At 70.7% G+C, this 14,100-nt stretch carries 13 protein-coding genes; 4 read left to right on the forward strand and 9 right to left on the reverse strand.

Annotated elements, in window-relative coordinates; all coding sequences use genetic code 11:
* Positions 1-109 precede the first annotated feature (109 nt).
* Positions 110-3,076, forward strand: coding sequence for an FG-GAP-like repeat-containing protein (locus tag ACWCQK_RS16150; protein ID WP_451155771.1), 2,967 nt, complete (start codon positions 110-112; stop codon positions 3,074-3,076).
* Positions 3,077-3,213: 137 nt separating this feature from the next.
* Here ACWCQK_RS16150 and ACWCQK_RS16155 read toward each other — a convergent pair whose 3' ends face one another.
* The 8 genes from ACWCQK_RS16155 to ACWCQK_RS16190 all read right to left on the reverse strand — a co-directional run bounded on the left by ACWCQK_RS16155 (position 3,214) and on the right by ACWCQK_RS16190 (position 10,471).
* A complete protein-coding gene (locus ACWCQK_RS16155; RefSeq protein WP_451155772.1) occupies positions 3,214-4,002 on the reverse strand; it encodes an enoyl-CoA hydratase/isomerase family protein in 789 nt (262 codons plus the stop codon).
* A complete protein-coding gene (locus tag ACWCQK_RS16160) occupies positions 3,999-5,243 on the reverse strand; it encodes a cytochrome P450 (RefSeq protein ID WP_451156028.1) in 1,245 nt (414 codons plus the stop codon). The genes ACWCQK_RS16155 and ACWCQK_RS16160 overlap by 4 nt, the downstream gene beginning before the upstream one ends.
* Positions 5,244-5,342: 99 nt before the next feature.
* A complete protein-coding gene (locus tag ACWCQK_RS16165) occupies positions 5,343-6,725 on the reverse strand; it encodes a cytochrome P450 (RefSeq protein ID WP_451155773.1) in 1,383 nt (460 codons plus the stop codon).
* Positions 6,726-6,735: 10 nt separating this feature from the next.
* Positions 6,736-7,299 (reverse strand): GTP-binding protein, encoded by a 564-nt coding sequence (locus ACWCQK_RS16170; protein WP_451155774.1) that lies wholly within the window; start codon positions 7,297-7,299, stop codon positions 6,736-6,738.
* Positions 7,300-7,683, reverse strand: coding sequence for a DUF742 domain-containing protein (locus tag ACWCQK_RS16175; RefSeq protein WP_385778169.1), 384 nt, complete (start codon positions 7,681-7,683; stop codon positions 7,300-7,302).
* On the reverse strand, positions 7,673-8,524 hold the full coding sequence (locus ACWCQK_RS16180) for a roadblock/LC7 domain-containing protein (protein ID WP_451155775.1): 852 nt from the start codon (positions 8,522-8,524) through the stop codon (positions 7,673-7,675). The genes ACWCQK_RS16175 and ACWCQK_RS16180 overlap by 11 nt, the downstream gene beginning before the upstream one ends.
* The gene (locus ACWCQK_RS16185; RefSeq protein WP_451155776.1) at positions 8,521-9,702 is read right to left on the reverse strand and encodes an ATP-binding protein; all 1,182 of its coding nucleotides are present in this window, start codon (positions 9,700-9,702) and stop codon (positions 8,521-8,523) included. Before ACWCQK_RS16185 ends, ACWCQK_RS16180 begins: the two co-directional genes overlap by 4 nt.
* A gap of 478 nt (positions 9,703-10,180) precedes the next feature.
* The gene (locus ACWCQK_RS16190; protein ID WP_451155777.1) at positions 10,181-10,471 is read right to left on the reverse strand and encodes a LamG domain-containing protein; all 291 of its coding nucleotides are present in this window, start codon (positions 10,469-10,471) and stop codon (positions 10,181-10,183) included.
* Here ACWCQK_RS16190 and ACWCQK_RS16195 point away from each other — a divergent pair.
* From ACWCQK_RS16195 to ACWCQK_RS16205, 3 genes are read left to right on the forward strand one after another with little or no spacing between them, the layout of a single operon-like run.
* Positions 10,470-10,730, forward strand: coding sequence for a hypothetical protein (locus tag ACWCQK_RS16195; protein ID WP_451155778.1), 261 nt, complete (start codon positions 10,470-10,472; stop codon positions 10,728-10,730). The genes ACWCQK_RS16190 and ACWCQK_RS16195 overlap by 2 nt on opposite strands.
* Before the next feature lie 2 nt (positions 10,731-10,732).
* The gene (locus tag ACWCQK_RS16200; protein ID WP_451155779.1) at positions 10,733-11,221 is read left to right on the forward strand and encodes a hypothetical protein; all 489 of its coding nucleotides are present in this window, start codon (positions 10,733-10,735) and stop codon (positions 11,219-11,221) included.
* Between the two features lie 4 nt (positions 11,222-11,225).
* A complete protein-coding gene (locus ACWCQK_RS16205; RefSeq protein WP_451155780.1) occupies positions 11,226-11,429 on the forward strand; it encodes a hypothetical protein in 204 nt (67 codons plus the stop codon).
* Positions 11,430-11,495: 66 nt separating this feature from the next.
* Here ACWCQK_RS16205 and ACWCQK_RS16210 read toward each other — a convergent pair whose 3' ends face one another.
* Positions 11,496-13,961 (reverse strand): lamin tail domain-containing protein, encoded by a 2,466-nt coding sequence (locus ACWCQK_RS16210; RefSeq protein WP_451155781.1) that lies wholly within the window; start codon positions 13,959-13,961, stop codon positions 11,496-11,498.
* Between the last annotated feature and the right edge of the window lie 139 nt (positions 13,962-14,100).

The following is a 14,100-nucleotide window of genomic DNA, read 5'->3' on the forward strand; positions in this document are numbered from 1 at the left end:
GGCGATCACACATCGTGTGCACGGGATCAACGGATCAGGGGCGGGACGCATGGCGCGGGAGAGACGTCGGCAAGGGTGGCGGAAGGCCAGGTCGGGGGCGGCCTCGGCCGTGACGGTCCTGGTGGTCGGGGCCGGGCTGGTGCCGTGGATGGAGGCGGGGCCCGCGGTCGCGGACACCGCGGTGATGCCGTCGGTCACCCTCAAGGGGGAGCCGGGGCTGCTGACGAAGCCGGCGGTGCCGATCAGCGCCGATGGTTCCGGCTTCCTGTCGATGGGGGAGAAGTTCACCTGGGAGCGGCCGGACGGTACGTTCGTGAACGGGCTGCCCACGCCGCTCCGCATCGGCGACATGTGGGGTGTCAACGGCCGCTTCGGTCTGGAGCAGGTCGGCACCACCCGCGGCTACCGGATCCGGAACTACGACACCGGCAAGGTCGTGCAGTTCGATCTGCCGGCCGGCGACAAGGCCACGACGGTGTTCGCCGAGAACCGCCTGCTGACGCTGCGGAACACACACGGCACGTGGACGCTGCACCTGCTCGAGATCCCGGCGGCGGGCGGCCCGCCGGTCGACCGGCCGGTGTCGGGCGTCCCGACCCCCCTGCCGGGAACCGTCGCCGACGCGCTGGTGGACTCCCGGGGAGCCGCCATCGACTTCGGGGGCCCGGACGGCTTCCACGCACTGCTGGACTTCGCGACCCGCCGCCTGACCGTCGTGCCCGACGACGGCACCTCAGCGACGTACTTGAATTCGCTCAGCGCCACGAAGGTTCTGTACTCGCCCAACACCGGCTTCGACCGCTACCTCGTCGACCGCGACCACCCGGACGCGCCCCGAACCCGCCTCCAGGCGGGCGACGGCGCCGATGTGTCGCTGCTGGGCGACTGGGCGGTGTACACCAAAGACGGCGACGTACTGGCCCAGCCCGCCGCCGGCGGCGCGGTCCGCACCCTGCTGCCGAACTCCCAGGGCCAGACCATCATGGGCGCGGACGGTGCCGTCTACGTCGTGGGCGGCTCGGGCACGGACGACTGGGCGGTCCGGCGCATCTCGCTGGGCGCCGACGGGACCCCGGTCGTCGGCGTGCTGGTGCCGCTGCCCCGGCAGACGGTGTACGAGGTCGGCGGTGTCGCGGTCGACCAGGGACAACTGCGGGTCGGCACGCTGCACGTGCCGTACGGCGTCTCGCGCGCGCTCACGTACCTCTCCGGCTCCTCCCTGTCGCTGACCGGGGGCACGCTGAACGCCACGCCGCCGCGCAATGTCGGCGACCGCGGCTATCAACCGGAGGACGGAGATCCCGCGAACGACTACCAGTGCACCGGCGAGTGCCTGCGACTGGTCGGCAACGGGGAAGGCGCCGTCGTCGGTAACCCCTATGAGTATGGCTACGACCCGGTGTTCGCGGCATCCGGCAGGTACAGCATCACGCGCCCCGACTCCAGGAGGCAGTTCGTCCTCGACGGATACACGAAGCTGTCCTCCTCCTCTCCCTGGTACGCCGCCTCCCTGTGGGGCAGTCAGCTGTGGCGCGCGGGCAGTAAGAGCGGCACCGTCGTCGCTCTGTCCCTGACATCGCCGTCACTGGAGCCACTCGGCTCCCCGGTGTCCGTGGGCGCACCTTGCACGCCCACGGAGATCCAGGTGGTGGGCCGGTGGATCTACTGGTCCTGCGGCCCCACCGGGAAGGCCGGCGTCTACGACCGCACCACGAAGCACGTGATCACAGTGCCGTCCGGCTACGCGGAACTGGCCGACGGCTACCTCGTCAGCCAGAACGCGGCCGGGACGAAGCTGCTGATCACCTACCTCCCCGGCGCGGTCCCGGCCGCCCGCGTGGGCACCAGTGAGCTGGGGCCGTTGAAGGACCAGGTGGGCGCCACCGCCGACCGGCGTGGACGGTTCTGGGGAGTGGACCGGTTCGGCGGCCCCGTCGCCTACCTCACCGACGCGGGGGACGTGACGGTCAAATGGCCGCAGGTCGCCACCTCTCCCCTCACTCTCATCTCCACCGACGGCCCCACCACCGCGGATCTGCGTGCGGACGGCAGTCAGTACACGGGGGTGTGGCACTTGTCGAAGCCGGCGGCGGGCTGGAAGCTGACGATCACCGCCCGCAACGGGAAGACCGTCCGTACCCTCGCCCACGGTCCGGTCTTCGGCAAGATCGCCGCGATCTGGGACGGTGCCGACGCCGACGGCAAGAAGGTCCCCTCGGGTATGTACCGCTGGACGCTCACCGCGCAGGCCGCCGACCACGCGGGCCAGACGGTGACCTCGACGGGTTCGCTGGCGGTGTGGTCGTCGGTCGTGCCGCGTCACGACTTCGGCAAGGACGGCATCGGTGACGTCGTCACGATGGACGGCGCCGGTCGGCTGGCGGTCCAGCCCGGTGACGGGCGCGGCGGGATCGACTCGGTGCACAAGGCGCTGGCGGGCGGCTGGCCGAAGGGCTCCTACCCGGTCCCCTTCGGCGATATGAACGACGACGGCCTGGCCGACCTGCTGATCCGCGACTCCTCCGGGGCGCTGACGCGTTACGACGGATCCGGAGGGCTGATCGCCCCGATGAACCCCCACGTCCCGATCGGCACCGGCTTCAACGCCTACAACGTGCTGACCTCCCCCGGCGACCTGACCGGCGACGGCCGCGCCGACCTGTTGGCACGCGATTCCGCGGGCGTCCTGTGGACCTTCCCCGGCACCGCGGACGGCAGCCTCGGCGCCCCCGTCAAGGGCGCCCCCAACCAGCAGATCTACCAGCGGCTGGTGGGCGCCGGCGACCTCGACGGCGACGGCATCGGCGATGTGGTCGCCAAGGACCGGGCGGGCGTCCTGTGGCGTCTCCTCGGCGACGGCAAGGGCGGTCTGAAGCCCCGTACCAAGCTCGCCTCGGGCTTCGCCTCGTACAACGCGCTCGCCGTTCCCGGCGACCTCACCGGCGACGGACGCCCCGACCTGGTCGCCCGCGACACCGCCGGCCGGCTGTGGCGGATGAGCGGCACGAGTACGGGCTCCTTCTCGGCGCGTACGCGGATCGCCACGAACTGGGGAAGCTATCTGTACCTGACCTGACCCCACTCGATCACCCTGCCGGGCCCGGCCGTTCGGCGGCACGTGACACCGAGGGGCCAGGACGCCGCATCCGGCGTCCTGGCCCCTCGGGGATCACTTCCTCGGTGTCACGTGCCGTCGCACGGTGGGGGGCGGCGTCATGTACCGCTTCGGGGGGCGGTCAACTGGGCCGTCAGCAGGTGGGAGTCGAGGAGCGAGACGTCGGCCAGGCGGTCGGCTCGCGTGTAGCCGGCCAGCATGCGCTTGGTCAGGACGAGGGCCTCGGGTGAGCGGCGTACGAGTGGCCTCGTCCAGCGGGCGACGGTGTCGTCCAGTTGGTCGAGGGGGGCGACCTTGTGCAGGACGCCGATCCGGTGGGCGGTCGAGGAGTCGAAGACGTCGCAGGTGAGCATGAGTTCACGGATGCTCGCCGCGCCGGCCTCCGAGATGAGACGGCCCATGGCTCCTCCCCAGGCGGGGGAGAGTCCGAGGCCGACCTCCGGCATCCGGAACCGGCAGGTGTCGGCGCCCGCCCGTAGGTCGCAGTAGGCGGCGAGCGCGAGACCGGCGCCTATGACGCTGCCGTGCAGCCGGGCGACGGTGACGACGTGGGTGGTCTCCAGGGCCTGGCACAGACGGTGGGCCTTGTCCGCGATGCGACGCAGCGCGGCCCCCGTCGGGTCGGAGGCGACGGCGTCCTGGTATTCCTGGCGGTCGGCTCCCAGGCAGAAGTCCCTGCCCAGGGACGACAGGACCAGGACGCGGATGTCGGGCTGCCCGTGGAGGCCGTCGAGCAGGGCGAGGAGGTCGTCGAGGACGGCGGTGCTCAGGGTGTCGTCCCGGGCGGCGGGGTTGAGCCGGACGTGCAGGACGGAGCCGGTCTGCTCGACGGCGAGGGTTTCGCGGACCGGCGCGGGGAACGTGAGGGGGGAGGGGGAGGGGTTCATGCGCGGGCGACATCCAGGTTCAGCAGGCGTCTGAACGCCACCCTGGGGGCCCATGCCGGGCGGCGCACCAGGGTGAGGCGGGGCAGGCGCGTGGTCAGTTGGCGGAGCAGGGTGTGGGCCTCGAGCCGGGCGAGGGGGGCGCCCAGGCAGTAGTGGATGCCTCCGCTGAAGGCGAGGTGGCCGGGCTTGCGGCGAGGGTCGAAGAGGTCGGGGTCCGCGTGTCTCTCCGGGTCGCGGTGGGCCGCTCCCACCATGAGGTGGACCATCTGGTCGGCGCCGACCTCGACGCCGTCGAGCAGACAGTCCCTGGCGGCCACTCGGCTGATCACATGGGTGGGCGGGTCGTAGCGCAGGCACTCCTCGACGAACGCCGGTACGAGGTCGGGGTCCTCGGCGACCATGTGCCACCGTGCCGGGTCCTCGACGAGCAGGAGGACCATGGTCGACAGGAGGGTGGAGGTGGTCTCCAGGGCCGCCAGCAGCACGAACAGGGCCAGGAAGTAGACCCCTTCGTCCGCCTTGTCCTGGTCCGGCTCCAGGGCGTCCCATCTGCGTATCCAGTCCGAGACGGGGTCGTCGCCGAGGCGGGTGCGCCGCTCCCGCACCAGTTCCAGGAAATAGGTCCGCAGTTCGGCCATGGCCGCGTCCGACTGGGCCAGCTGGCTCGCGGAGGGCAGTAGTTCCTGGGTGAAGACCTGGTCGTGGGTCAGTTCCCGCAGCCGCGGCCAGTCGGCGGCGGGCAGGCCGAGCCAGTCCCCGATGGTGGCGATCGGGAGTTCCTCGCTGACCAGGGCGGCGAAGTCCGCCTCCCCGGCGTCCAGATGGTCCCGCAGGGAGTCGAGGAGGCGCTCGACGATCCCGTCCACCCGCTGCCCCATGCGCTCGATCGTGCCGCGGTCGAAGGTGCCGGCCGCCCGGCGTACCCGGGTGTGCTCCGGCGGGTTGAGCGCGGGCAGGGTGCTGCTGATCTCACGGGAGGAGGGAGCGCTCCAACGGGTGCGCTCCCCCTGCCGCTGCCTCCAGTCCTTGTCCGGCTCCAGCCAGTCGCCGCTGCGCAGCACCCGGTCACAGGTGCTGAAACCGGTCACGAGCAGACCGCCCCAGGGTGCGGGGCTGACCCCGCCCTGCGACCGGAGCTCCGCGTAGAGGGGGAACGGGTCGGTCTGACCCTCGGGCTTCCGGAGACGGGAGAAGAGAGAGACGGTGGCGCGACGGTCGGACGACGGAGTCGTGACACTCAACCCCACGATGACGGCTCCTTTCTGAGCGACAGCCGCCATACGTACCCGTGGGGTGATTGAAGCATCCAATACCACTGTGTTCTCTTAGGGTTACCTACGTCACTCGCCTCTGGTCCAGGCCAGGAAGCGGCTGAACAGGCCGCCCTTGGGCTGGGACGCCGCGTGCGCCGGCCGGGACGCGGGAACCGCGGCCGGCTGGGGGACCGGTCCCGACGACTGCGTACCCAGGGGCGCCCCGGCGGCGGTGGACCGGGAGGCGGCGTCCGACAGCACCGTGCGCGGGGTGAACCGGATCGGAACGGTCACCAGCGTGCGGCTCCACGGGCTCGGCGCCCAGGCGAGCTCCTTGAACGGGACGCGCGTCTCGACGTCCGGCAGCCGGTTGACCAGGGACTCGACGGCGGTCGCGGCGATCATGAACGCCGGGTCCTTGGCCGGGCACGCGTGCGGTCCGGCGCCGAAGGCCAGGTGCGCCTTGGCGCTGAGCTGTTCGCGGTGCTCGGTCAGCTTGGGGTCGGTGTTGGCCGCCGCGAAGGAGATCAGCACCGGGTGGTTCGCCCGAAGGACCCGGCCGCCCAGCTCGACGTCGTGGGTGGGGTAGTGGGCCGCGTAGTTGGCGATCGGGGCGTAGTTCCACAGCGTCTGCACGACCGCGTCCTCGATCGGCAGGCCGGTCGGCCAGTCGCCGCTGAGGTACAGGGCGCTGCTGGTGCCGATGGCGGCGGTCAGGGGCGCGGTGCCGCCGGAGAGCAGCGTCACGAGCTGGTGCAGCACCTCCTCGTCGGTCAGCCGGGCCGAGTGCACCATCAGACGGGTGGTGAGGTCCTCGCCGGGCTGGCTGCGCTTGAGGGCGATCAGTTCGGCGAGGGCGCCGCCCAGGACCACGTCGGCGCCGGGGGTGCCTTCGAAGATGCCGCTGATCCCGACGATGACACGGTCACCGATCTCCGGCGGGCAGCCGAACAGGTCGCTGAAGACCAGCAGCGGCAGCGGCTGCGCGTAGGCGGCCATCAGCTCGGCCTGCCCCCGCGGCTCGGAGCTGAACCCGCTGATCAGGTAGTCGGCGGACTGCTGGGTCTTCCGGGCGAGCCGGCCCTCGTCGATGGTGGCGAGACTGTCGGTGACCGCCTGCCGCAGACGGGCGTGGGCAGCGCCGTCGCTGAACAGCGCGTTCGGGCGGTAGCCCATCATGGGCAGCGCCGGGCTGTCCTCGGGGACGCGGCCCGCGTTCAGGTCCGCCCAGCGGCGCGAGTCCCGCACGAACGAACCGGCGTTCTGGAGGATGTACAGGCCGGCGTCGTAGCTGGTGACCAGCTCGACCTCGACGCCGGGCGCGATGTCGACCGGGGCGCTCGGGCCCTTCGCGCGCAGGCGGGCGTAGTGGGCCTCCGGGTCGGAGCCGAACTCGGGCCCGAACAGCTGGGTGTTGCCGTGCGCGGGGCACCCCGCCGGTATCCCGGAGGGGTCGAATTGCTGCTGCATGCCTTGACTCCTAGCCAAGTGTGGTCATGAGGTGCTCGACGAGGGTGATGAGTGCCTGCCCCGAGGAGCCCCGGTCGCGGACGTCGCAGTGCACGATCGGCGTCCGGTCGGAGAGGTTGAGCGCCTCGCGCACTTCGTCGAGCGGGTAGGCCGGGGTGCCGTCGAAGTGGTTGACGCCGATGGCGTAGGTCAGGCCGAAGCGCTCGACCAGGTCGAGGATGGGGAAGCTCTCGTGCAGCCGCTCGGGATCCACCAGGACCAGTGCGCCCAACGCGCCCCGGGACAGGCCCTCCCACATCTCCTTGAAACGTTCCTGTCCGGGCGTTCCGAAGAGATAGAGGACCAGGGTGTCGCTGAGCGTCAGACGTCCGAAGTCCATCGCCACGGTCGTGGTCGTCTTGTTCGGGGTTCCCGAGAGGTCGTCGAAGCCCTCGCTGGCCTCGGTGATCTCCTCCTCGGTCTGCAGCGGTTTGATCTCCGAGATGCTGCCGATGCACGTGGTCTTGCCGACCCCGAAGTGCCCCACGATGAGAACCTTCACCGCTTGGGAGACGGCCGGATCAAGATGCTTCACTTACGCTCCCAGGTGGGTTCGCAGGCCGTCGAGTACGGCGACGAGCAGTTCGCGGTCGTGACGCTCGGCACGCTCCGGGGGGTTCCTCACGATGATGAGGTCCTTTTCCGCCATCTCCGCCAGCAGGATGCGCACGATGCCCAGCGGCAGGTGCGTATGGCCGGAGACCTCGGCCACGGACAGATAGCCGTCGGCTATCAGGTCCATGACGCGCCGGGCCTCCGGGGACAGGGTGCGGGCCGCGGCCGACGTGTCGGCGTGGGCGATCACCAGCGTGGTGTGCTCGAACTCGTGGTCCGCCGGCAGCCCACGTCCCTGGGTGATGACGAAGAGGGGGACTAACGCGGATGTCAGTTCCAGTTCGTCCGGTCCTTCATCGTGCATGGCCGGCCCTCCCTCCCTGCGGCACCCGCTGCGGGGTGACCGTGAGCACCACGTCCTTGAGGCGCGTGGTGAACTGCTCGATGTCACAGTCGTGTTCGGCCGCGGCGGCGAGGAACGCGTCACCGCCCGCGGAGATCAGGAAGATCCAGCCGTGCTGGAACTCGATCACCGTCTGCTGCCACTCGTCGGCCTCCTGGCCGCCGGCGAACTGCGAGGTCGCACGGCTGTAGGCGAGGATGCCCGTCATGGCCGCGGAGATCGTGTCCGCCAGGTCCTTGTCCATCCCCGAACTCGTGCCGCGGGGCAGGCCGTCGGCACCGAGCAGCACGGCGTGCCGGGCGCCGGGCACGGACGAGATCACCTCGTCCAGTTCGGGCAGGACGATTCCCTGACCGCCCGCCCCGGCCTGCTGCGCCGAGGGGCCGTCGCCGCTCTCGGCCGCCTCCCCGACGCTCACCCGGGGCCGGGAGGCGAGGTTTTCGCCGAGCCGCATGACCAGACGGTTCATACGGAACGACATCTGCTCCATGTCGACGTCGGGTTCGGCGGCGGCGGCCAGGTAGGCGCCCTGCCCCGCACCGATCAGGAACACCCAGCCGTGCGAGAACTCGATGATCGTCTGGTTCCACTGCCGGTCCCGCGCCGGTCCGGCGAAGTGGGCGGTGGCCCTGCTGAGCGACTGCATCCCGGCCATGGCGGCGGAGATCGTCCGCACGTCCGCCGGGCTCAGACCGTCCGTGGCCCCGCGGGGGAGGCCGTCGGCGGACAGCACCACTGCGTGCAAGGCCCGGGGGACGTTGTCGACGATGTCCTTGACCATCCACGACATGTCTGTGGTCATGCGTCTTCGGACCCTTCGGGCGACGGAGCGGTGAGGTCGCGGCCCGTGAGCGTGCCGCGCTGGAAAGCGCCCAGGCCGCCGCCGGACCCACGGGAAGTCCTTCTGGACGTCTGCGTCCCTCGCGGGGCGCTGTCGCCGGAGGGGACACTGGCGATGGGCGTCTGGCGCGCTCCGCGCTTGGGCAGGCCGTGCACCGTGCGCGTGCTGTTCTGATCGCGGCTCTCGACGCCCCTGATACTGACGGGCGCCTCCTCGGCCGGGGCCGGCGTCTCCTCCATGGTCCACAGCTCCTCTGGCAGCAGGACGACGGCCCGGACGCCGCCGTAGCGCGAGACTCCGGTGACATCCACCTTGAAGCCGTACTGACTCGCGATCAGACCGACCACGGGGAAACCGAACTTGGGCTGGGTGCCCAGCTGCGACAGCCGGGGGACGGAGTCCCCGGACAGCAGCACGGTCGCCTTCTGCCGGTCCTCGTCGTTCATGCCGACGCCGGCGTCGTCGATCACGATGCACAGGTTCTTCTGGACCCGCTGGAACGTCACCTCGATCGGTGCGTCCGCCTGGGAGAAGCTGGCGGCGTTGTCGAGCAGCTCCGCCACGGCGAGGGCGACCGGGGCGACCGCGGTCGCCTTCAGCGCGATGCCGCTCGGCTGCATGATCTCGACCCGGTTGAAGTTGCGGATCTGGCTCTGGGCGCTGCGTACGACGTCGTAGACGCTGGCGGGCTGGTTGCGGCGGCTGACGGGAGCGCCGCACATGACCGCGATGCCCTGGGCCTTACGGGCCATCTGGGCGTTGGCGTGGTTCACGTCCATCAGGTCGGCGAGGACGGTGTGCCCTCCGTACTTGCGCTGGATCTCGTCCAGCAGCACGGTCTGCTCGGCCGCGAGGCTCTGCAGGAAGCGGGCGGCGCCCTTGAGGACGTCCTTGGTGTTCGCCTCCGCCGACTGCTCGGCGTCCCGGATGACCCGGTCCTGCTCGCCCCGGACCCTCAGCAGCTCGCCCTGGGCCAGGTGCAGGTGTCCCTGGACGGCGCCGAGTTCCTGCCCCAGCGCGGCCTCGGACTGCCTCTTCTTCACCCCCAGAGCCCTGTTGCGGAGGACGAGCACCACAACCGCGGCGACGGCTATCGCCGTGACCGCAACCAGGCACCACATAAGCGCGTCTCGATTCATGGAAAACCTTTCCCGGCGCGTGGCATGCAGGCCTCCGCGGATACACCTCGCGAGGGTCCGCGACACTCCACGGGGGATTGCATAACCGTTGGTGCACGAGGAGTTGACCGATGCCGGGCCGCCGCCCGAGCGAAGTCGATCAAGGTCGCAGACGCGGGAATGCTATCACCGCGTCCAGGGCCTGGATCGAGGGGTCCCGGGGGTCCCTATCGGGCACAACGGGCCTTTGTGGCAAGCAAGTTGACGATGCGTCGGGCCGTCGTCACTGGCAGGTACGCCCTATGGTTGCAGGATAGCTCTGAGTAACCGGCGATGCCTGGGCAGGGCTTCGACCTCCAGGACATTTTCACACCCGGCCGCGCCCCGGCCCGTAGGTGAACCCCCCTGTTCACGGGCGGATGGCCCGCTGTTCACGCACGGATGCCCCGCCCTCGCCGGGGGGCGGGGACGGGGCGTCGGGTGTGCCGGTCGTGAGGGCTCAGCCGAGCTGCGTGACCTTCGGGACGTCACCTGTGGCGGACGCGTCGGCCGGGGGCAGCGCGGTGGGGTAGACACGGATGTCGCTCACGGACGCGTTGGCGAACTCCCCGTAGGCGCCGGAGGACAGTTTGCGGCCGATCTGGAGCGGGCCGGTAGCGTTCCAGGGGGTGTAGGTCCAGTCCCTGCTGCCGGCGAGCTTGCCGTTGACGTACAGGCGCAGTTCCTTGGCCGTGGCGTCGTAGACGCCGACCAGGTGGGTCCACTGGCCGCTGGTGGAACAGGGCGCCATGACGTTCAACGGATCCCTGTACGCGGCCGAGCACGAGGACGGCGGGGGCAACGCGCAGTGGATCAATGAAGTCAACGCGGCTCTGGGAAACCCGGACATCCACATCCTCGTGGACCTGGGCGCTCTGGACGAAGGTGAACTCAATCCTCAGGTTGTGTTCAGGAACGCGGTGGCGAAGGGGCGTGCTGCGAAGGGGGACGTGAAATCGGTGCGCGGTACGGCACCCTGGCGTTTATCAGTGACGGCCGTTCGAAGGTGAACGTGATCACCGGCAACGACGCTTACGCTCTCTCGTTCGTCCGGGACGGCTGGGGTTGGGCACACGGAGCCACGCAGGACAAGCGCCTGGTGGCCGAAGCGGCTCGGGCCTGGCTCGCCGGGACCCGGCTGGAGGAGATGGCCGCGCGCTGGCCCTTCGTGAATTACTCGGAGCTGCAACTGGCCTACGAGCGCGGCGACGAGCTGGAGACGCAATGGCGGATCGTTCGTCGTGACGGCGCGGAGCTCTACCGGGACGTGGTCGAACTGGCCGCGGAGAATCCGGTCGTCCGCGGATTCTTCCCGGGCGTGGGCCACAACCTTCTCTTCATGCGGCACGCCTTCACCCACGACATCGTGGCGTCCGTGGTGTTCCACCGGCCAGGAAAATTCCGGCTTCATGTTCCCGGTCACCCCGGGCCCCTGGCCGAGGGAGATCCGGCCACCGTGATCGCCGAGCTCGCGGACCTGCTCGACAGCCTGGAGGGCTGACGCCATGCCGTATCTGTTCATGGGGCTTCTCGGCGTGTACGCCGGTATCCGCGCACTCGCGCTGCGGCGTCGGCACTCGAGTACCGCGGCCGGGCCGTCCGCCTCGCTGATCCTGCGGCCGGCCGTGCTCGGCGTGCTCGCCGGGGTCGCCCTCGTGGGTGGGGTGTTTTTGTTGGCCGGTGGGGTTGTCGTTCTGGTCCAGGGCTGAGGCGGCAGGCGTCGAAGCCCCCCGTACCTCGTGAGGGCGGGGGGCTTCGGCGGATGGGGCCGGTGGTCAGTTCCGGTGCGGGTCCGGGTGGTAGGTCCCGCCGCAGTTGTTCACGTCGATGCGGACGACCTGGGGGTCGTGGTCGCTCGCCTGGTCGGCGAACTCCGCGTTGATGTGGACGACGTCGTAGCTGTAGTGCGTGACGGCGGGGCTGGTCAGGATGTGGTCGAGGGTCTGGCTGTTGCCGTCGTAGACGTAGCTGTAGCGCTCGGCGACCGGGAGGGTGTCGATGAGGTCCGTGAGGACGTCACCGTCGTCCGTCAGGGTCTTGACCGCGTCGGAGAACTCGTAGTCGTTGAGGTCGCCGAGGGCCACGATCCTGGCCCTGGGGTCGGCGGCGAGGAGGCTGTCGACGAAGGCGTTCTCCTCCGCGGCCTGGAGCTTGCGCTGGGTCTCCGAGGAGCGGGTGGGCTCCTGGAAGCGGCCGTGCAGCGGGTCGTCGCCGCCCTTGGAGTTGAAGTGGTTGGCGATCACGAAGACCGTCTTGTTCCGGAACCTGAACTCGCCCACCAGGGGCTTGCGGCTGTTGTCCCAGGCGCTGCTGGTGGGGTTGACGCGGCCCGGTGAGGCGGAGAGGTGGGCCTCGCGCGTCCGCCTGTCCTTGACCACGGAGACGGCGGTGGTCGAGGCGTCGCCGGTGGAGGCGCGGTCCACGAAGGAGACCCGCTTGGGGTTGAACAGGAAGACCTGACGGATGTTGCCGCCGGGCTCGCCGCCGTCCTTGCCGTCGACCGGGTCGATCGAGCGCCAGGAGTACTTCGGACCGCCCGCCGCCTTGATGGCCGCGGTGAACTTGGTCAGGGTCGCCTCCGCCGTGACGGTGCCGTCGTCGGTGGCGCCGTTGTCGTCCTGGATCTCCTCCAGCGTGATGATGTCGGGCGAGGAGAGGTTGGTGACGATGCCCCGGGCGAGGCGGGCGAACTTGTCGGCGCTGTCGGTCGGGTCGAGGTTCTCGACGTTGTAGGTGGCGAGGGCGAGCTCCTTGCCCTTCTGCTTGCGCGTCACCTCCGGCTTGAGGCCGTTGTCGACGGCCGTGCCGGTGGTGGCGGCGGAGGGGGCGAGCAGGTAGCCGCCGAAGGAGGCGTAGTCGACCGGGCCGGTGGTGGTGCCGGACAGCTCGTCGCCGACGTTGAGGGCCGGCGTGGAGCCGTCGGCCGCGACGATCTCGATACGGCCGGTGTTCTGCTGGTCGTAGGCGCCGTAGAGGGTGCCGCCGCGCCGGGTGGGGCGCTCGTGCGGCTTGGCGGTCACGAACATCTCGCCGTAGGAGTTGGTCGCGCCGACCACCCGGGCGTCGGTGACCGAGGCGCGCATGCCCTCGACGGACTCGTAGAAGTCCTGGGAGTACACGGCCGGCTGGAGCGGCAGGGCGTCGATGCTGCCGCCGGCCGCGGTCGGGGTGTACGTGGCCGGGACGGTGGAGTCGTTCAGGGCGACCGCGTCCGGCAGGGTGCCCCCCGTGGCGACGGTGGTGGAGACCGGGCTGCCCAGCTCGGTGACCGACTGGGTGCCGGTGCCCGGGTAGTACTCCGAGATCTTGCCGCTGACCAGGACCGAGTCGCCGACCGAGACGGTGGGGGCGGCGGAGCCGGTGTAGACGAACAGGCCCTCGCTGGTGGCGGGGTCGGCGTCCGGGCTCGGGTCCTGGATCCAGTAGCCCTTGCTGCCGGTGGTCCGCACGGCGGTGACGACGCCGGGGACGCCCACGACGCTCTGGCCCTTGAGGGGCGAGACGCGGGTGGTGCCCTGGATGTCGTGGATCCGGAACGCGCCGGGCGCGGTGGGGCCGCCCGGGCCGCCGCCGTCGCCGCCGCTCGCGGTCTCGCCCGCGCTGTTGGTCGCGGTGGGCGTACCGGCGGTGAAGTCGGCCGCGTTGTCGTCGGTGTCGGCGAGCGAGGCGGCCCGGGACACGGAGGCGGTGTTGCTCGCCGTCGGCGCGGCGGAGCCCTCGCGGACGACGGCGGTGCCGTAGCCGAGCAGGTCGACGACACGGGTGTCGCCGGTGCAGTCGGCGACCGTCTTGCAGGTCAGGGCCGTGGTGCCGTTGACCAGGGCCACGGTGCCGCTCGCGGCGGCCATGGCGATGCCGCCGCTCGCGTCGGCCTTCGGCAGCGCGGTGGTGCCGCCGGTGCCCGCGCTCTCGGAGACCAGGTAGCTGCCGCCCGGGGCGAGCGTGCCGGTGAGCGGGGTGACCTGCCACAGCGATCCCGCGGAGGCGGTGGCCGGGAGGTACTGGACGCTGTACCCGTCCAGCGGGTACGCGCTCGTCGAGCGGTTGGCCAGCTCCACGAAGTCGTTGGTGAGCGTGGCCCCGGAGTTGCCGCCGCCGCCGTACGCCTCCGATATCACGACAGTCGCCGACGGCGTGGCGAAGGCGGCGGGCAGCGGTGCCACGACGACGGCCGCCGTGGCGGTGGCGGCCACGAACGCGGCGCCGGCTACGCGCGTTGCGCTGGGTCTGTGAATCGGCACGAGGGTGACTCCTTCAACGTCCGCCGGGAGAAGGGCACATGGGGTGCCCTCACGACCGACTGGCCATAGGAACGACTGAGGTTACGCGCGTAGAAAAGGGCGGAACAAGAGGCGCGTCGTTAAATCTGCGGGTCCAGTT

It is taken from the genome of Streptomyces sp. NPDC002306, from assembly GCF_053593435.1.